The organism is Nesterenkonia maliinae (assembly GCF_051262655.1).
GTDB lineage: Bacteria > Actinomycetota > Actinomycetes > Actinomycetales > Micrococcaceae > Nesterenkonia.
Map to the genome: position 1 here is coordinate 401574 of NZ_JBIMEY010000002.1, position 17809 is coordinate 419382.

Consider the following 17809-nt stretch of genomic DNA (forward strand, 5'->3'; position numbering starts at 1 on the left):
CTACAGAACGGGTCAGTCGGATCCGGAGACCGCAATGATCAGCTCTTCACCGCTGGCACCGACCCCGATGTCCAGGTCGAAGTCGACGAGGTGGCTCTCTTCGAGGCTCGCGCCGTCGTGGAAGTGCCGCGAGTCGAAGGCGATCGTGGCCTGCATGGCGGTGTCGGCGATCTCCCAGCCGTCCTCGCCGAAGCTGAGCGTGAGCTCCTGCGGGTCGGGCATCCGCCAGCTGATCGATTCGGTGGCCACCTGGTTGGGGGTGTTGATCCCCATCGAGCACCCCGCGGGCATCAGCACCTCCTGCTCGGCGCAGGAGTCCAGATACGCCTGGACCTCTTCGTGGAGCAGGTCCTGGGCGGCGTCGGAGGCCTCGAGCTCCAGCGTGATCTGGTGTGCCTGGCCGTCGTCGTCCTCACCGGCGTCCTGGACCACGACATAGCGTGAGGCGCCGACCAGCCACTCGCTGTCCACGGCGATCTCCACCACGGCCGGGACATAGGTGCGCAGCGTCGCGGAGTCGTCTTCGAGGTTCACCGGTTCGCCGTTGACGTCGATCTGGGCGACTCCACCGGCCGCCGCGCCGGGCACGTCGATCTGCAGCCGGCTCATCGACGCAGCGGTGAGCTCCCAGTCGGGGAAGAAGGCCAGCGTGTTCTCGTGGGATTCCATGGGCAGCTGGGTCTGGAAGCTCTCGTCCTCGACGTCGAACTGGATCACCGCCCCGCCCTGCCGTTCGGGATCCTCCCCGAACCGCAGGTTCTCCACGCCCTCAGTGCTGCGCGCCAGAGCCTCGCCGTCGAGCAGCAGGCTGTCTGCCGGGTCGCCCGCCGCGGCATCCAGTGAGGAGGGGTCGAAGAATCCCAGCGTCTCGGAGCCGCTTCCCTGGCTGAGCGTCTCCCAGTACTCCTGAGCGGTGTGCCGGGGGGTGTAGATCTCGTCGCTGACCTGCCAGATCGCGACGCCGGAGGCCGCGATAGCCATCACGAGTGCGGCCGCCCAGGCCACCAGCAGCCCACGACGGCGATCAGGGCGTCCGGACGCCTCCGGTGGGGGCGGCGGAGCGGAGTGGTGGGCCTGCGACATAGGGTTCAGGGTAGCAACGACCGGCCCGCGTCCGGGGAGGGTCGACCCCGCCGCAGATCGGTCCAGATCAGCCAGGCAACGCGGTTCATCCCATCAGCGCGCATCAGCCCAGCAGCACCGCGACGAGCACCACGGTGGGGATCGCCAGGATGGTGGTCAGCAGCACCGTGTCGCGGGCGATCACCTCGCCGGCCTGATAGCGCACGGCTGTGACGAGCACGTTCTGCGCGGTGGGCAGCGCCGCCATGACCACCGCGACGAGCACCTGATGGTCCTCGAGCCCGAAGACGACGCCGGCCAGCAGCCAGGCCAGCAGCGGGTGCAGGATGAGTTTGAGCCCGGCGGCGAGGAACGCGTCACGACGCCGCCCGGCGGCCTTGTCCAACGGGCGGCTGCCGACCAGCGAGAGCCCGAAGGCCAGCAGCATCAGCGGGATCGAGGCCCCGGCGAGGAGCTCGATGGCCTCCTGCACCGGAGTGGGGAAGCGGAGCTCCTGCCAGGAGAAGAGCAGGCCCAGCGTGGCGCCGATGATCATCGGGTTCACCGCAGACTGTCCGATGCTGCGCAGCGCCGAGATCCGCGGCCGGGGCCGCACCTTCGTCGTCGTGCCCTGATCGCGGGTGAGCAGGTCCAGCGCGGTGACGTAGATCGGGGTGTAGATGGCCAGCTGGAACATGATGATCGGGGCGGCGAGCGCGACGTCGCCCAGGACGTAGGCCGCGATCGGGAAGCCGAGGTTGGCGCCGTTGACCAGCGAGGCGCTCATGCCGCCGATCATCAGGTCAGATCCGGCCCGGCCCTTGAGCAGCAGGAACCGACCGATCAGGATGAACACCACCAGGGTGCTCAGCGCGCCGATGGCCGCGATCGCGAACTGCGGGCCCAGCACCTGGCGCAGCGAGGACTCGGAGATGGTGACGAAGAGCAGGCAGGGGGAGGCCACGAAGAACGCGACGCGGCTCATGGTCACGCGCGCATCGGGGCCCAGGACCCCGAACCTGCCGATGATCCAGCCGACCCCGATGATCAGCCAGATGATGGTGAAGCCGGAGAGGACGGCGCCCATGTCATTCCTCCCGGCTCGAGCAGCAGATTCAGCTCATCACTCTAGCCCCGGTCGGGGCAGAGCGAACCCGCCGCTCAGCGGAGGTCAGCTCATTGCTGAGCTTCGGCCTCCTCGGCGGGGCTGATGAAGTCGGTGCGGATCCGCTCCACACCCTCGGCCGAGATCTGGAAACCGTGCTCCTGGCCCGCGTCGATCATGATGCCCGCGCCGGTGATGGACTGCACGATGGCGACACCGGGGGCCTCCACGGCGTGCGGAGCGTGTTCCTTGTAGTCGTCAGGGATGTTCTCGGTGGTGCTGAACAGCGCGATCAACGGGTTGCCCTCGTTGTCCTGCAGGGTGAGCGGGTTCACCGAACCGGTCTCGTCGTTGACCTCCTCGGGGCTGAGGAAGTAGACGCTGCTGGTCAGGAAGGCCCGGATGATCTCTCCGGCCTGAGCCTTGCCGTCCTTGCCCTCGATGAGGACCTGCTCGAGCGTGGCGGCGGGCCCGCCCTGCTCGCCGGCTGCGTCGGTGGCGGGAGTCTGCTCTGGCTGGGTGTTGGGAGTCTCAGTCATCCCTCTACGCGATCACGGACGCGTACAGAATGCAATGCGAGCGGGCCCATCTCGTCCCCAGCAGAAGCATGCTGGGGTATTTTGGGCGGGTGCTGCTATCTGATCGAGACATCCGAGCCGAGATCGACGCCGAGCGGATCAAGCTGGACCCGCTGGACACCTCGATGATCCAACCCTCCAGCGTCGACGTGCGCCTGGAGCGCATGTTCCGGCTCTTCGACAACCACAAGTACGCCCATATCGACCCCGCCGCGGACCAGCCGGATCTGACCCGGCTGGTGGAGGTGGACCCGGAGGAGCCCTTCATCCTGCACCCCGGAGAGTTCGTGCTCGGCGCCACCTACGAGTCGGTCACCCTGCCCGACGACGTCGCTGCGCGCCTGGAGGGGAAGAGCTCGCTGGGCCGGCTGGGGCTGCTCACCCATTCCACCGCGGGGTTCATCGATCCCGGGTTCTCCGGACAGGTGACCCTGGAGCTCTCCAACATGGCCACGCTGCCGATCAAGCTGTGGCCGGGCTCGAAGATCGGCCAGCTCTGCTTCTTCCGGCTCACCTCGCCCGCCGAGCACAGCTACGGCGCCGGAGCGCACCAGTCCCGCTACCAGGGTCAGCGCGGTCCCACGGCCTCGCGCAGCCACGCGAACTTCCACCGCACCATCATCAGGTAGGCCGTCGCGCACTCGGCCGCCTCGGTCCCGAGCTCAGCTGCGCTTCAGCACCCGGTGCTCGCGCATCTTCGCCGGTCCGGTGGGATTGTGCACCAGCGTCAGGGTGGCCAGCCCGATGCTCAGGATCACCACGACGCCGAGGATGATCGCCTTGTCGCTGCCACCGGCGCTCCAGAGCAGCAGCGCGATGAGCCCGGGGGTCAGGAAGGACACGCTGCGTCCAGCCGTGGCGTAGAGCCCGAAGAGCTCCCCGGCGCGGCTCGGCGGCGCCAGCCGGGCCAGGAAGGCCCGCGAGGAGGACTGCGCCGGCCCCACGAACACGCAGAGCATCAGACCGAAGACCCAGAACGCGCCCGTCGGAGTGACCACGAAGGCCCCGAAGCTGCGCTCCACGTCGAGGAAGTACAGGATTCCGGCGGTCAGGATCAGCGCGGCCACACAGGTCGCGATCACCCGTCGCGGACCGACCCGGTCATCGAACCAGCCCCCGACGAACGCTCCCAGGGCCGCGGCCACGTTGCCGGCGATCCCGAAGAGCAGGATGTCTGAGGTGCTGAACCCGAACACCGTCACGCCGAGGATCGCGCCATAGGTGAACACCGCGGAGAGCCCGTCGCGGTAGATCGCGGAGGAGACCAGGAACCAGAAGGTGTTCCGGTCCTCGCGCCAGAGTCCGATGACCAGTCCGATGAGCCGCCGGTAGGACTCCAGGATGCTGACCCGTTCCTGGACCACCTCCTGGTCCGCGGTCTTCAGCGGAGTCAGCAGCAGCGGCAGCGAGAAGATCAGGAACCACGCGGCGGCCACCAGCGCCACGGCCCGGACGTTGACCATCTCGTCCTCGCCGAGCCCGAACAGGTGCGGCGGCTCTCCCGCAACGAGGCCGAAGTAGACGATGGCCAGGATCACGATGCCGCCCAGGTAGCCGGAGCCCCAGCCGATGCCCGAGACCCGGCCCATCCGCGGGGAGTCCGCGATGTCGGTGATCATCGAGTTGTAGTTCAGGTTCGCGAACTCGTCGAAGAGCGTCATCGTGGCCATCAGCGTCACGCCCAGGACCAGATAGGCCTGATCCGGCTTCACGAAGAAGCATGCGGCGACCAGCGCGATGACGATCAGGGTGTTCACGGCGAGCCAGCGTCGCCGTCGTCCGCCGTTGTCCGCGCGCTGCCCGATCACCGGGGCGGTGAGCGCGATGATCAGCCCCGCAATGGTGTTCGCCGTGGTCAGGTACTGCGTGCCCTGACCGCCGGGACCGACTGCGTCGGCGATGTACGTGCCGAAGACGAAGGTCACCATCACGGCGCTCACCGTGGCATTGCCCCAGCTCCACAGACTCCAGACCGCGATCAGCCGCTTCTTCAACGGCTCAAGGACGGTGCCCGCTGTGGGCTCAGTGGTGCTCATTGCGGCATAGTAACCCCGGTTTGTTAACATAGAGGGGATTGCCGCCGCAGAACCTTGTCTTCAGGGACTCACAGCTTGGCGAGCGAGGAGCTGGTGACTGGAGAGGAGCGGGGTACATGATCATTGGGATGCTGGCTGTGCTGTTCTCCATCAGCGTCCTGACCCCCTTCCTGTTCCACCGGTTCGGCCGGCGCACCTTCTTCTTCCTCGCCGCGGTCCTGACGGTCGCGCTGGTCGCGATCCTCAGCTACGTGCCCGCGGTGCTCGAGGCCGACCAGGCTGCCGGGATCGGCGAGCCCAACGCGCCGCCGGCCGAAGTGATCGAATGGATCCCGCAGTTCGGCGTGGAGCTCGCGTTCCGCATCGATGCGCTCGCGCTGGCCATGTCGGTGCTGATCCTCGGCGTCGGAGCCCTGGTGATGCTCTATTGCGCCCGCTACTTCTCCTCCTCCGAGCGCGCCGCCGGGCCGTTCGCCGCGGAGCTCTTCGCCTTCGCCGCCTCGATGCTCGGCCTGGTGCTCGCCGACGATCTGGTCGTGCTCTTCGTGTTCTGGGAGCTCACCACGATCCTGTCCTTCCTGCTGATCGGCTTCTCCGCACACCGGATCTACGCCCGCCGCTCCGCCATCCAGGCGCTGCTGGTGACCACCTTCGGCGGCCTGGCGATGCTGGTGGGGCTGCTCTGGCTGGGTCAGCTCACCGGCAGCTACCGGCTCTCCGAGATCCTCGCCGCCGCCCCCCAGCTGGTGTCGGACCCGGCGACGGCGACCGCGGTGGACATCGCGGTGGCCCTGGTCCTGCTGGGGGCGCTCTCAAAGTCGGCCCTGGTCCCGTTCCACTTCTGGCTTCCCGCCGCGATGGCCGCCCCGACCCCGGTCTCGGCCTATCTGCACGCCGCCGCGATGGTCAAGGCCGGCGTCTACCTGGTGGCCCGCTTCGCGCCGGGCTTCCACGAATCGACCTACTGGCTGCCGCTGGTGCTCGGCCTTGGCTTGCTCACCATGCTGGTCGGCGCCTGGCGGGCGCTGCGCCAGACCGACATCAAGCTGGTGCTCGCCTACGGCACGGTCTCCCAGCTGGGCTTCCTGATCATGATCAACGGGCTGGGCACCGAGGATGCGGCGCTCGCCGGACTCGCGATGCTGCTGGCCCACGGGCTGTTCAAGGCGGCGCTGTTCATGGTGGTCGGCATCATCGACCACCAGTCCGGCACCCGTGATCTGCGCCGGCTCTCCGGCCTGGCCCGCACCCAGCGCCCGCTGTTCATCGTGGCGCTGATCAGCACCGCCTCCATGGCTGGCCTGCCGCCGCTCTTCGGCTTCGTGGGCAAGGAGGTGGTCTTCGAGTCGTTCTTCCGCTACGCCGAGGCCACCGGCAACGGGTCACCGCTGACCTGGGGCTGGCTGGTGCTGGCCGGTGTGGTGCTGGGCTCGGCGCTGACCGTGGCCTACTCCGCCAGGTTCCTCTGGGGCGCCTTCGCCACCAAGCGCGGATCCTCCGGAGCCGCGCTGGCACCGATCGTGTTCAAGGGCCCGGTGCCGCGCGCCTTCCTGGCCGCGCCGATGATCCTCGCCGGCGCCACCGTGGCCCTGGCGCTGTTCCCGCAGCCGGTGCAGGCGCTGGTGGAGTCCTTCTCCACACTCTTCACCCCGGTTCAGCCCGGGGTCGAGCCGACCTACCTCGCGCTCTGGCACGGACTGACCCCGGTGCTCGGGCTCTCGGCGCTGACCTGGGTGCTCGGCTACGCTCTCTTCCGCGCCCGGGAGCCGTTCGCCCGTGTGCAGACGAAGGTTCCTCCGGTGTTCGACGCCGAGCGCGGGTACCGCGCGACCGTGCGCGGGATCGACATGCTCTCCTCCTGGGTGACCGCCCGCACCCAGCGCGGCGCCCTGGGCTGGTACCTGTTCATCATCCTCGCGGTGGCGACCCTGGTCCCGCTCAGCGTGGTGATCTTCGGCGCCCCCGGCGGTGCCGGGGTCTCGGACCGGGCGATGCTGGACTCCTTCATCATCGCCGAGCAGCCGCTGCAGGTGGTGCTCGCCCTGGTCATCCTGGCCGGAGCCTCCGGCGCGATCTGGGCCCCGAAACGCTTCATGGCGGTGCTGATGGTCTCCCTCTGCGGCTGGGGGATCGCCGGGATCTTCGCGCTGCAGGGCGCGCCGGACCTCGCGCTGACCCTGCTGCTGGTGGAGTCGATCGTCCTGGTGGTCTTCGTGCTCGCGCTGCGCAGCCTCCCGGCCGGCATCTGGACGCAGAGCCCCACCCGGTTCAAGTTCGGCCGCGCCGCCTTGGGCGTCGGCTTCGGCGCGGTGATGATGGCGGTCACGGTGATGGCGATGAACGCCCGCACCGCCGAGCCGATCTCCCTGGAGTACCCCTGGATGGCCTATGAGGTCGGCCAGGGCGCCAACATCGTCAACGTCACGCTGGTGGACATCCGAGTCTGGGACACCTTCGGGGAGATCACAGTGCTCGCCGCCGCCGCGACCGGCGTCGCCTCGCTGATCTTCGTCAAGCGCCGCGACGTGCAGCGCCGCGAGCTCCACGAGGTCCCCAGCGGCACCGTGGGCCGGGTGCTCTCGGACAAGGCGCTCTCCCCGCGCCAGGTCCGCGAGATCAGGGTCGCCCGCTCCTTCGCCACCGTGGCCCGTGAGGCCTGGCTGGTGGCCGGACGCACCGTGGCGCCCGAGCACCGGAGCATCGTCTTCGAGGTCGTGACCCGGCTGATGTTCCACGGCATCATCATGATCTCGCTCTACCTGCTGCTGGCCGGACACAACCTGCCCGGAGGCGGCTTCGCCGGCGGCCTGCTGGCCGGACTGGCGTTCGTGCTGCGCTACCTGGCGGGCGGGCGCTACGAGCTGGAAGCCGCGATCCCGTTCTCCGCCGGGGCGCTGATGGGCTGGGGCCTGGCGATCGCCTGCTTCACCGGTCTGGCCCCGCTGATCGCTGGCGGACAGGCCTTCCAGTCCTTCGACTTCTACCTGACCCTCCCGATCCTCGGTGAGCACCACTTCGTCTCGGCGATCCTCTTCGACCTCGGCGTCTACCTGGTGGTCATCGGCCTGATCGTGGACATCCTGCGCAGCCTCGGCTCGGAGATCGATGTCCGCAGCGAGCGCGAGGGCCAGCGCGCGAGCACCACCGCCCACGGCATCCACGGCGAGACCTCCGCGGGGGTGGCCCGATGACCGTGAACCTGACCCTGCTGGTGCTGATGGGCGCGCTCTTCGCCATCGGCATCTACCTGCTGCTGGAACGATCGCTGACCCGGGTGCTGCTCGGCATCATCCTGATCTCCAACGGTGTGAACCTGCTGCTGCTGCACACCGCAGGACGCTCCGGACTCGCCCCGATCTACGATCCCCAGACCGGCGCCGAGGAATACCTCGACCCGCTCCCGCAGGCGCTGCTGCTCACCGCCATCGTGATCGCCTTCGCCCTGGTCAGCTTCATGCTGGCGCTGATCTACCGCTCCTGGGTGCTGGCCCGCCAGGATGAGCTCGCCGATGACGAGGAAGACCGCCGCGTCGCCTCCTACGCCAACGTCCATGACACCGAAGAGGACGCGGAGCTCGCGACCGAGACCACCGAGTTCGCCGATGACACCGACTCCTCGGGCGCGCAGCTGCTGAACCCGCGCCGCGGGTCAGACTCCGTGGCCCCGGCGGGCACTGTGGCTCCGGCGGACACCGTGGACGAGACCGATGCGGTGCGCGGCACCGGAGACGTCCAGGGCACCGATGAGGCGTGGACGCAGGCCGACGCCCGGGCCGGGGTGCACCCGGATCAGCTCGACGTCACCATCGGCGCCGGTCGCGCCGAGGGACCGCGCAGGAAGCCGCCCGTTGACCCCGACGCCGACCCCACCGCCGAACCAGACGCCCCTGACCCCGCCGACCCCGACGCCGCTGACGCCACGGAACTTGATCCCCGTGACGGCCCCGGCCCGACCGAAGGAGGCCAGCGCTGATGAACACCGAATTCCTCAGCTTCACCCCGCTGGCCGTGCTGATCCCGTTCTTCGGCGCGGGCTTCGCCTTCGCCTTCTATCGCAACAAGTCGGCCCAGCGCGCGATCACCATCGGCGCGCTGGTGCTCACGGTGATCCTCGAGGTCACGCTGTTGAGCCAGGTCTGGAACGGCGGTGCCCATGCCATCCACCTGGCGGGCTGGCCCGCGCCCTTCGGCATCGTCATGGTGATCGACCGGTTCGCGGCGCTGATGCTCGTGGTCTCCTCGATCATCACCCTGTGCGTGCTGCTCTACGCGGTGGGTCAGGGCGCCGCCGAGGAGAAGGACGACTCCGGACCGGTGTCGATCTTCTACCCCACCTATCTGATCCTGGTCGCCGGCGTCTCCAACGCCTTCCTCGCCGGGGACCTGTTCAACCTCTACGTGGGCTTCGAGATCTTCCTGACCGCCTCCTACGTGCTGCTGACCCTGGGCGGGGGCGAATCCCGGATCCGTGCGGGCGTCACCTACGTGGTGGTCTCGATCATCTCCTCGATGCTCTTCCTGATCACGATCGGCATGATCTACGCCGCCACCGGCACGGTGAACATGGCTGATCTCGCGCTGAAGCTCGGCGACCTCGACCCCAGCATGCAGCTGACGCTCCATGTGATGCTGCTGGTGGCCTTCGGCATCAAGGCGGCGGTCTTCCCGCTGGCCTTCTGGCTCCCAGACTCCTATCCCACGGCACCGGCCCCGGTCACCGCGGTCTTCGCCGGCCTGCTCACCAAGGTCGGCATCTACGCCATCATCCGGACCGAGACGCTGCTGTTCCCGGGAGAGCGGATCAACACCGCGCTGATGATCGTGGCGGCACTGACCATGCTGGTGGGCATCCTGGGCGCGCTGGCCCAGGCGGACATCAAGCGGATGCTCTCCTTCACCCTGATCAGCCATATCGGCTATCTGGTCTTCGGCCTCGCGCTGAGCTCCATCATCGGCATGGCCGCCACGATCTACTACGTGGCCCACCACATCACCATTCAGACCACCCTGTTCCTGGTGACCGGGCTGATCGAACGTCGCTCCGGCACCTCGAACGTGCTGCGCCTGGGCGGGCTGGCGAAGATCTCCCCGGTGCTGGGCCTGCTGTTCTTCATCCCAGCGATGAACCTGGCCGGCATCCCGCCGTTCTCCGGATTCGTCGGCAAGCTGGGCATGCTCCAGGGCGGGATCGCCGAGAACACCTGGATCACCTGGACCCTGGTGATCGCCTCGGTGCTGACCTCCCTGCTGACCCTGATGGCGGTGGCGAGGATCTGGACCCGCGGCTTCTGGCGCAAGCCCGAGGACGCCGACGAGACCCCCGAGCGCCAGCTGATGTCCAAGACGCTGGCCCACTCCCGGGCGGCGAACAAGCGCTACCTGCCGATGTCCATGGTGGCGCCCACCGCAGCCCTGGTGGCGATGTCGCTGGCCTTCAGCGTCTTCGCCGGGCCGCTGATGGACTTCTCCCGCGCCGCCGCGCAGGACATGTATGAGCGCACCCCCTACCTGGAAGCCGTCTTCGGTCCCGAGCGGACCGAAGGCGTGCGCGATGAGCTCGAGGAGTTCGCCGCCACCTTCCTGATCGACTATGAGACCGGCGACGGCGGGGCGGCCGAGCACGCCCCGGTGGAGACCTCTCTGCAGCCTGACGATGAAGAGGCCGACGTCGTCCCGGAGATCACGGACGGGGATGATCAGTGATGAAGAGACCCAAGACTCCGCTGAAGCTGGAGCTGCCGCTGATCGCCTTCCTGGGCTTCTTCTGGATGGCCATCTGGCAGGACTTCACCCTCGGCACGTTCATCATCGGGGTCGTCTACGCCACGATCATCGTCCGGGTGTTCTACCTGCCGCCGCTGCGTGGCAGCGGCCGGCTGAACCCGTGGTGGGGACTCGTGTTCACCGTGCGCTTCCTGGGCAAGATGATCGCCGCCTCCTTCCAGGTCTCCTGGATCTCCATCGTCGTGGGTCCGCGGGTGCGGAACTCGATCATCTCGGTCCAGCTGCGCAGCCACGACGACCTGATCGTGACCCTCACCGGGCACGCGCTCGCGCTCGTGCCGGGATCCCTGGTCCTCGACGTCGACCGCACGACTGCGACGCTCTACCTGCACACCCTCGACGTGAAGTCCGATGAGGATGCGGAGAAGATCCGCCAGGACGCGTTGAAGACCGAGGCGCTGCTGATCCTCACCTCCGGCAACCGCTCGGATGTGGCAGTGGTCAAGGCGGAGAAGCGACTGGGCCGGATGTCTGGATTCTCCAAGACCGAGCGGGAGACCCCGTTCATCCACCACGACGGCGGTCCCAGCCGAGCCGATCGGGCCGCCGAGCGCGCCGCCGGGCAGACGCCGGAGCGTGCCGATGACGCCGCCAGCGCCGGCTCGCCCGAGCGGGTCACGATCGAGGAGGTGGAGGACTGATGCTGGAGATCGCCGTGCACATCACCCAGGTTCTGCTCGCGCTCGGCGCGGTCGGCAGCGTCTACCGCATCTACCGGGGGCCCTCCGTGCTGGACCGGGTGATCAGCCTCGACGTCATGCTCATCATCGTGGCCTCGATGATGATCGTGGACATGGTGGTCAACGACCATCAGGACTTCATCCTGTTCGTCGTGATCACCGCCGTGATCGGCTTCCTCGGCGCCGTGGCCATCGCACGCTATGTGGTCGTGCGCTCTCCCGAGGAGGTCGCCGTCGAGACTTCGGAGCAGGACCCCTACCCGACCCCGCCGGTGGCCCCGGCCATCCCCGGCGCCGCGGCGGAGAACGAGCCCGAGGCGCCCCACGATCCGGTGGACACCCCGAGGATGCCCGGACTGGAGGTTCAGGAGGACGAGTCCACCTCCTGGTTCTCCGCCCTGGCCCGATCAGGGTTCACCCCGCGCCGCCACGACGACGCACCGCCGGCAGCCCCCGAGGCGGACGCCGACACAGCCGCACCCCCGGCTGCCCAGAAGCAGAACCAGGAGGATCGCGATGCTTGACTCGCTCGATGCGGACCTGATCCTCGACGCCGTGGCCTCGGTGCTGCTGGTGATCGGCGGGCTGATGTCCCTGGCCGCCGGCGTCGGCCTGGTCCGGCTGCCTGACCTGCACTCCCGGATGCACGCCGCGACCAAGCCGCAGGTGCTCGGCCTGCTCTCGCTGCTGCTCGCCGCGGCGATCACCTGGCGGTCCTGGGAATGGGTGGCCATCGTGCTGCTCGCCTGGGGTCTGCAGCTGCTCACGGCCCCGGTCAGCGCGCATGTGGTGGGCCGCTCCGGCTACCGCACCAAACACATGCGCAGGGATCTGCTCACCCATGACGAGCTCGCCAGCGCGGTGGAGCGGATCAGCCGCGACATCCCGCCCTCCCGCGGCTGACCAGCCCTCTCCCGCAGCTGACCAGCCTTCTGCCCCGCCGGCGCACTCCGCGCGGCGAACAGCCCGGCTCAGGTCCAGACGAAGTTCCAGGCTCCGCTCAGGATCGCCGCGCCCACCGCCAGCGCTCCGATCGCCGCGCCGCCCAGGATCACCGGCAGATCGGCCGCGCTGAACCGGGACGGACGGGCCCAGCTGCGCGGACCAGCGCCGAAGCCGCGAGACTCCATGGTCACCGCGAGCCTGGTCGCCATCCGGATGGCCTGGACCAGCAGCCCGAAGGCCTGTGAGGCGGTGCTGCGCATGCGGGCCGCGAACCCGCCGTGGGCGCCCACCCCGCGGGCCCGGCGGGCATGACCGATCGTCGTCCAGTGCTCGGCCAGCAGGCCGAGCAGACGCATCGCCGCCAGCGCCCCGAGCACGAACCGCGCAGGCAGCCGCAGCTGCTGCGCCAGGGAGTCGGCCAGGTCGGTCGGATCCGTGGTGGAGAAGACGATCACCGAGGGCAGCACGATCGCGAAGGCGCGCGCGCCCAGCGCGAGGCCCAGCGCGATCGACCCCTCGCTGATCGTGGTGAACCCCAGGTCAGCGACCACCCGGCCAGACTCCTCCGCCGCGATCGCTGTGCCCCAGGCCGCCACCACCGCGCCCGCCGCGAAGGGCCAGATCCGCCGCAGGAACACCGCCGGCCGGATCCCGGCCAGCGGCAGCAGCGCGAAGCTGGCGAGGATGACGACGCCGGAGCTCACCGCGTCGATGGTCATCACCAGCGCCGCGGTGATCAGGAAGACCGCGATGAGCTTGGCCAGCGCGTTGCGCTGACCCAGCCAGGACAACGAGCGCGCAGTTCCGAAGAGCTCCCCGCCCGGAGTCGGCGACTCCCCTGCAGTGTCCGGGGCAGGCCGTTGCGCGGCCTGGATCTTGAGCTCCTCGGCATCGAGCCCGCGCAGGAAGGCCGCGTCGTGCGTGACCGCCAGCACCGTGCCCCCGGAGTCCAGATGCTCGCGCAGCAGCGAGATGAGCTCGCCGAAGGTGCGGGCGTCCTGACCGAAGGTGGGCTCATCCAGCATCAGCACCTCGGGCCCCGCCGAGAGCACGGTGCCCACCGAGAGCCGGCGCTTCTCCCCGCCCGAGAGGGTGAACGGGTTGGCGTCGGCGAGCTCGCTGAGTCCGAGCCGATCCAGCAGTCGGCAGACGCGCTCCTCGACCTGCTCCTCGGAGAACATCCGGTCTGTGGTGCCGGGGGTCCTGGCCTGTTCGGCGCCCAGGGCGAGCTCCTCGCGCACGGTGCTGCACACGAACTGGTGCTCCGGCTCCTGGAAGACCATCCCGATCCGGGCCACCAGGTCTGCCGAGCGCCACTGGTGGGGGTCCTGGGCCAGCAGCTCGCCGCCCAGCAGCGTGCCGGTGAGCTCAGGTGTCGCGGAGACCCCGCCGGCGTGCGCGGGCAGCAGCCCCGCGAGGGTGAGCAGCAGCGTGGACTTTCCTGCGCCGTTCGCACCGGTGATGCCCAGGGTCTGACCACGGCGGATCACCAGATCGAGGTCGGTGAGGGTCGGCGGGGCGGGCGCGGCGCGTCGCCAACCGGCCTGGGGGGAGTGGCGCCCGACCGCGAGACCCTCGGCGAGCAGCAGCGGCGCCGTCGAAGGCGCGGCCGCGCTTCCCCCGGCGCCATCACCACCGGGGCCATCACCGTCTGAGCTAGCGCCCCTCGGCGATCCGCGCCGCCACTCCGGCAGCCCCTCAAGCGGGTCGCGACCGGGCACCCAGAGTCCCATCTGGCTGAGCTCCTCGCGCAGCCCGGCATCGGTGAAGATCTCGGCAGCGCGGCCGCGCCGCCGGATTCCGCCCCCGGTCTCGAGCACGAGCAGGGTGTCCATGTGCTCGGCCCAGACCTCGAGTCGATGCTCCACCACGATGACCGTGGCACCGGTGGCCTCGGCGGCGGCGAGCACCGCGTCACGGACCTGCCACAGACCCTCGGGGTCCAGGTTCGCGGTGGGTTCGTCGAGCAGCAGCAGGCCTGGGCGCATCGCCAGGATCCCAGCCAGGGCCAGACGCTGCTTCTGTCCTCCCGAGAGCTTCGAGCTGGGATGGTCCAGCGCGAATCCCTCCAGGCCGACGTCATCGAGTGCGATCTGGACCCGCCCCCAGATCTGTTCCCGCGGGACCGCCAGGTTCTCCGCGGCGAAGGCCACGTCGTCGCCGATCCGCGAGAGCACCACCTGGGACTCCGGGTCCTGCTGCATCAGTCCTGCCCGGCCGCGGGCCTGATCGGGTGCGACCCCGTCGAGCAGGAGCTGGCCGTGGACCTCTGCCTCGTCGTCGTGGAGCACCGCCGCCAGGGCGTGGAGCAGGGTGGACTTCCCCGCCCCCGAAGGGCCCGCGAGGAGCACCTTCTCCCCGGGAGCGATCTGCAGGTCCAATCCCTGCACCGCGGGACGTTCGCGCTCAGCATGGGTCCAGGACCAGCCCTGCGCGGCGACGGCGACTCCGCGCGCGCGGGGAGTCAGCTGCCGCTCATCGAGATCGGGGTCGTGCACACGTCGGCCCGGGCGGTCACCCACGTGAACGGCCGAGGCTCAGCCGCGGCTCCCGGTGCGCGCGCCGGGACGCCAGCGGTCCCAGCACCGAGGCCGCCGCCAGCCCGCGGGTGGCGAGCCAGGGGAGCACCCCGGCGATGATCGCTCCGGAGAGCGCGAAGCAGGCGATATGGATGATCGTCTCCGTCGGGGCATAGGCATACATCGGCACGATCCAGTGATAGGTGATGCCTCCGGTGAGCCCGGAGGCGGCACCGGCGAGCATCGCGAACTCCAGCGAGAACCGGCGGTAGGCGACCGCCAGGAAGATCAGCTCGGCGCCGAGGCCCTGCATGAAGCCGGAGGAGAGCACGGTCAGCCCCCACTGCGAGCCGAGCAGCGCCGAGACCGCCGCGGCGACCATCTCGCAGTAGATCGCGGCGCCGGGCTTGCGGATGACCAGGGCGCCCAGGACGGCCGGGAACAGCCACATCCCGTGCACCAGGGTCTCCACCGGCGGGTAGAAGACGAAGAGGTTGCCGATCAGGTGGTAGCTGAGGTTCCAGCCCCAGAAGATGACCCCGGAGGCGACCGCGAGCACCGAGGCGACCACGATGTCGGAGACCGACCAGCGCCAGGATCGGGCGGGGGAGTGTTCGGTCGTGCTGCGGCCTGCGCGGACCGCGTGTTCTCTGCTGCTCATGATGCTTCTCCCGGTGTGAGGGTGGACCAAAAGCACGCAGGAGGGAGGCTCGAGCCGAGGCTGGAGCATCCGAGTGAAGATTCTCGACTTCCTTCGCAGGTCCTAACCTGATCAGGTGCGAGGGTCTGGGCCTTCAGCCCACTCTCAGCGCCCTGCCGACGGAATCGTGGCTTCTCAGCCGGGTTCCTCCGTCGAGGGGCGCTCCCCTGTCGTGTCTCAAATGACGTGCACTAGAGTAACACCAGGACACCGACCCACCCCTGAGGAGAACACTGTGGACAAGCTTCTGGACAAGGGCATGGCCCTTGGCATCTCACTGGCCGGCGGCTTCGTCGCCACCCGCGTCTTCGACTTCGTGTGGAAGAAGACCACCGGTGATGATGCACCGCGCGTGGCCAACGACGAGATGACGCTCAAGCGCGCGCTCGCCTTCTCCATCGGCTCCGCGGCCGTCTCTGCGGCCGTGCAGGTGCTTTCCCAGCGGGGCGCGAGCTCCACGGTGAAGAAGTTCCGCAACAAGCTCGGAGATCGCACGGAGGTCTGATCGATGCGCATCGCTGCCGCTCAGATCACCACCGGCCCGGACCCTGAGGCCAACCTCGAGCTGATCCGCGACTACGCCGCCCGCGCCGCACAGGCCGGTGCGCGCGTCGTCGTCTTCCCCGAGGCGACCCAGCGAGCCTTCGGCCACCCGCTGCCCCCGGTGGCGGAACCGGTCACCGGACCCTGGGCCGAGGCCGTCCGCGCCCTGGCGCGGGAACTTCAGATCGTGATCGTCGCCGGGATGTTCACCCCCGGGGTGCCCAGCAGCGACGGCCGCCCGCGCGTGGTCAACACCCTGCTCGCGGTGGGCCCGGCCGGCCCCGACGAGGAGATCGACGTCGCCTACGACAAGATCCACCTCTACGACGCCTTCGGCTTCAAGGAGTCCGACGGCGTCCAGCCCGGCCGCAGCCCGGCGCAGTTCGTCCTCGACGGCGTCACCTTCGGTCTGGCCACCTGTTACGACATCCGCTTCCCGAACCTGTTCACCGCTCACGCGCGCTCCGGCGCCCACGTGACCCTGGTTCCCGCCTCATGGGGCGCGGGAGAGGGCAAGCTGGAACAGTGGCGGCTGCTCGCCCAGGCCAGGGCGCTCGACTCCACCCAGTACATCCTTGCCTGCGGGCAGGCAGATCCGGTCGCGGCCGGCGTGGACTCGGTGCAGGGAGCGCCCACCGGGGTGGGTCACTCGATGATCGTCTCCCCGCTGGGAGTGCCCCTGCAGGAGGCCGGCGGCGCACCCGAGCTGCTGCTCGCCGACGTGGACCCCGACGTGGTCAGCCAGACCCGGCAGCTGGTCCCGGTCTTGCAGAACGCCCGCCAGCTCTAGAGCCGGCGGGCGCATGCGGTCGCCTGGACCGGCGTCGGGCGCTCAGTCCACCGGGTGGTTGACCGGAAGGTCCTGATCCAGGAAGCTGTTCAGCTGCCCGGTGAGCTCTGGGTTCACGGCGAGCTCGTGCTCGTCGATCCGGTTCACCGGGGCGGCCAGCCGCACCGAGGACAGCAGCCACACGTGGTCTGCGGCGTAGAGGTCCTCCGGGGTGAGCGGACCGTAGCCGAGCTTCCACCCCGCCCGCTCCGCGGCGGTGAAGATCGCGCCCTGCGTGGTGCCCGGAAGGATGCCGGTCTCCAGCACCGGGGTGATCAGCATCGGCGGCTCGCCCTCGGCCCCCGCCTTGGCGATCAGCACCGTGGAGGTGGGGCCCTCGAGCACCTGGCCGTCGGAGGTGGTGAAGATGACGTCGTCGAACCCGCCCGCGTCGGCGTGGCGCAGCGCCGCCATGTTCACCGCGTAGCTCAGCGTCTTCGCACCGAGCACCAGCCAGGGAGCGCGCTCGGCGGCGGTGGAGTCATAGCCGCGGTCCAGCAGCGTCACGGCCAGCGGCTTGCCGCGGTTGGCCCGCATGCTCTCCGCGACCGGGGTCAGCATCAGCCAGTACGTGCCGGCGAAGGCCGGGTCCTCGGAGGCGGGCTCGTTCTCCACCCCGCGGGTCGCCACGAGCTTCACCGCCAGCTCCTCGGGCACTCCGCCCCGGGCGCGGTATTCCTCGAGACCCAGCCCGACGGCGGCCTCCCAGGAGTCTGCCGGAGGGATGCCGATGTCGAGGATGCCGGCGGAGCGACGCAGCCGGGCAAGGTGCGCGTCGAGCTTCCGCGGCGTCCCATTGACGGCGTACATCGTCTCAAAGATCCCGTCCCCGCGGATGGCACCGAGATCGGTGATCCGCAGCTGGGGCTGGTGCGGGTCGAAGACCGCTCCATTGGGGTGTTCGGCGTCGATCCGTACGGCGACGGCGGCCACAGAGTCATCACGAAAGTGCTCAGCCATGGCTACAGCCTAGCCCCTGCATGGCCCGCCAGGGGCGATCGACCGCGGCCGACCCAGTAGGCTGTCTC

At 69.3% G+C, this 17809-nt stretch carries 16 protein-coding genes and 1 riboswitch; of the genes, 9 read left to right on the forward strand and 7 right to left on the reverse strand.

The features are described 5' to 3' along the window. Positions 1–12 precede the first annotated feature (12 nt). From ACHAA4_RS06350 to ACHAA4_RS06360, 3 genes are all read right to left on the reverse strand, one after another. Positions 13–1083, reverse strand: a complete 1071-nt coding sequence (locus tag ACHAA4_RS06350) for a hypothetical protein (RefSeq protein WP_435773346.1) — start codon at positions 1081–1083, stop codon at positions 13–15. Positions 1084–1186: 103 nt separating this feature from the next. After that, the gene (locus tag ACHAA4_RS06355; RefSeq protein ID WP_435773347.1) at positions 1187–2149 is read right to left on the reverse strand and encodes an AEC family transporter; all 963 of its coding nucleotides are present in this window, start codon (positions 2147–2149) and stop codon (positions 1187–1189) included. 89 nt (positions 2150–2238) lie between these two features. Next, complete coding sequence (locus tag ACHAA4_RS06360; protein WP_435773348.1) at positions 2239–2706, reverse strand: SseB family protein; 468 nt, start codon at positions 2704–2706, stop codon at positions 2239–2241. 89 nt (positions 2707–2795) lie between these two features. Between ACHAA4_RS06360 and dcd the strand changes: the two genes are divergently transcribed. Continuing rightward, positions 2796–3374 carry a dCTP deaminase gene (dcd, locus tag ACHAA4_RS06365; RefSeq protein ID WP_435773349.1) on the forward strand — a complete coding sequence of 193 codons (579 nt, stop codon included), beginning with the start codon at positions 2796–2798 and terminating at the stop codon, positions 3372–3374. A gap of 33 nt (positions 3375–3407) precedes the next feature. Here dcd and ACHAA4_RS06370 read toward each other — a convergent pair whose 3' ends face one another. Then, a complete protein-coding gene (locus tag ACHAA4_RS06370; RefSeq protein ID WP_435773350.1) occupies positions 3408–4781 on the reverse strand; it encodes an MFS transporter in 1374 nt (457 codons plus the stop codon). Positions 4782–4897: 116 nt separating this feature from the next. On the opposite strand from ACHAA4_RS06370, the gene ACHAA4_RS06375 reads away from it, so the two are divergent. The 6 genes from ACHAA4_RS06375 to mnhG are packed head-to-tail and all read left to right on the forward strand — an operon-like array spanning position 4898 to position 12148. Continuing rightward, complete coding sequence (locus ACHAA4_RS06375; protein ID WP_435773351.1) at positions 4898–7972, forward strand: Na+/H+ antiporter subunit A; 3075 nt, start codon at positions 4898–4900, stop codon at positions 7970–7972. Next, positions 7969–8754 carry a Na(+)/H(+) antiporter subunit C gene (locus ACHAA4_RS06380; RefSeq protein ID WP_435773352.1) on the forward strand — a complete coding sequence of 262 codons (786 nt, stop codon included), beginning with the start codon at positions 7969–7971 and terminating at the stop codon, positions 8752–8754. The genes ACHAA4_RS06375 and ACHAA4_RS06380 overlap by 4 nt, the downstream gene beginning before the upstream one ends. After that, on the forward strand, positions 8754–10484 hold the full coding sequence (locus tag ACHAA4_RS06385) for a Na+/H+ antiporter subunit D (protein WP_435773353.1): 1731 nt from the start codon (positions 8754–8756) through the stop codon (positions 10482–10484). The genes ACHAA4_RS06380 and ACHAA4_RS06385 overlap by 1 nt, the downstream gene beginning before the upstream one ends. Then, positions 10484–11206, forward strand: a complete 723-nt coding sequence (locus ACHAA4_RS06390; RefSeq protein ID WP_435773354.1) for a Na+/H+ antiporter subunit E — start codon at positions 10484–10486, stop codon at positions 11204–11206. The genes ACHAA4_RS06385 and ACHAA4_RS06390 overlap by 1 nt, the downstream gene beginning before the upstream one ends. After that, positions 11206–11769 (forward strand): MrpF/PhaF family protein, encoded by a 564-nt coding sequence (locus ACHAA4_RS06395; protein WP_435773355.1) that lies wholly within the window; start codon positions 11206–11208, stop codon positions 11767–11769. The genes ACHAA4_RS06390 and ACHAA4_RS06395 overlap by 1 nt, the downstream gene beginning before the upstream one ends. Further along, the gene (gene mnhG / locus ACHAA4_RS06400; RefSeq protein ID WP_435773356.1) at positions 11762–12148 is read left to right on the forward strand and encodes a monovalent cation/H(+) antiporter subunit G; all 387 of its coding nucleotides are present in this window, start codon (positions 11762–11764) and stop codon (positions 12146–12148) included. The genes ACHAA4_RS06395 and mnhG overlap by 8 nt, the downstream gene beginning before the upstream one ends. A 68-nt stretch (positions 12149–12216) precedes the next feature. On the opposite strand, the gene ACHAA4_RS06405 is transcribed toward mnhG, so the two are convergent. Then, positions 12217–14688, reverse strand: coding sequence for an ATP-binding cassette domain-containing protein (locus ACHAA4_RS06405; protein WP_435773460.1), 2472 nt, complete (start codon positions 14686–14688; stop codon positions 12217–12219). A 16-nt stretch (positions 14689–14704) separates the two neighbouring features. Next, positions 14705–15370, reverse strand: coding sequence for an ECF transporter S component (locus ACHAA4_RS06410; RefSeq protein ID WP_435773357.1), 666 nt, complete (start codon positions 15368–15370; stop codon positions 14705–14707). Positions 15371–15441: 71 nt separating this feature from the next. Beyond that, a riboswitch (TPP riboswitch) is annotated at positions 15442–15588 on the reverse strand. A 56-nt stretch (positions 15589–15644) separates the two neighbouring features. On the opposite strand from ACHAA4_RS06410, the gene ACHAA4_RS06415 reads away from it, so the two are divergent. Both ACHAA4_RS06415 and ACHAA4_RS06420 read left to right on the forward strand, forming a co-directional pair. Beyond that, complete coding sequence (locus ACHAA4_RS06415; RefSeq protein WP_435773358.1) at positions 15645–15914, forward strand: DUF4235 domain-containing protein; 270 nt, start codon at positions 15645–15647, stop codon at positions 15912–15914. 3 nt (positions 15915–15917) lie between these two features. Continuing rightward, a complete protein-coding gene (locus ACHAA4_RS06420; RefSeq protein ID WP_435773359.1) occupies positions 15918–16742 on the forward strand; it encodes a carbon-nitrogen hydrolase family protein in 825 nt (274 codons plus the stop codon). Between the two features lie 42 nt (positions 16743–16784). Here the strand turns inward: ACHAA4_RS06420 and ACHAA4_RS06425 are convergent, their stop codons facing one another. Continuing rightward, complete coding sequence (locus ACHAA4_RS06425; RefSeq protein WP_435773360.1) at positions 16785–17741, reverse strand: aminodeoxychorismate lyase; 957 nt, start codon at positions 17739–17741, stop codon at positions 16785–16787. Between the last annotated feature and the right edge of the window lie 68 nt (positions 17742–17809).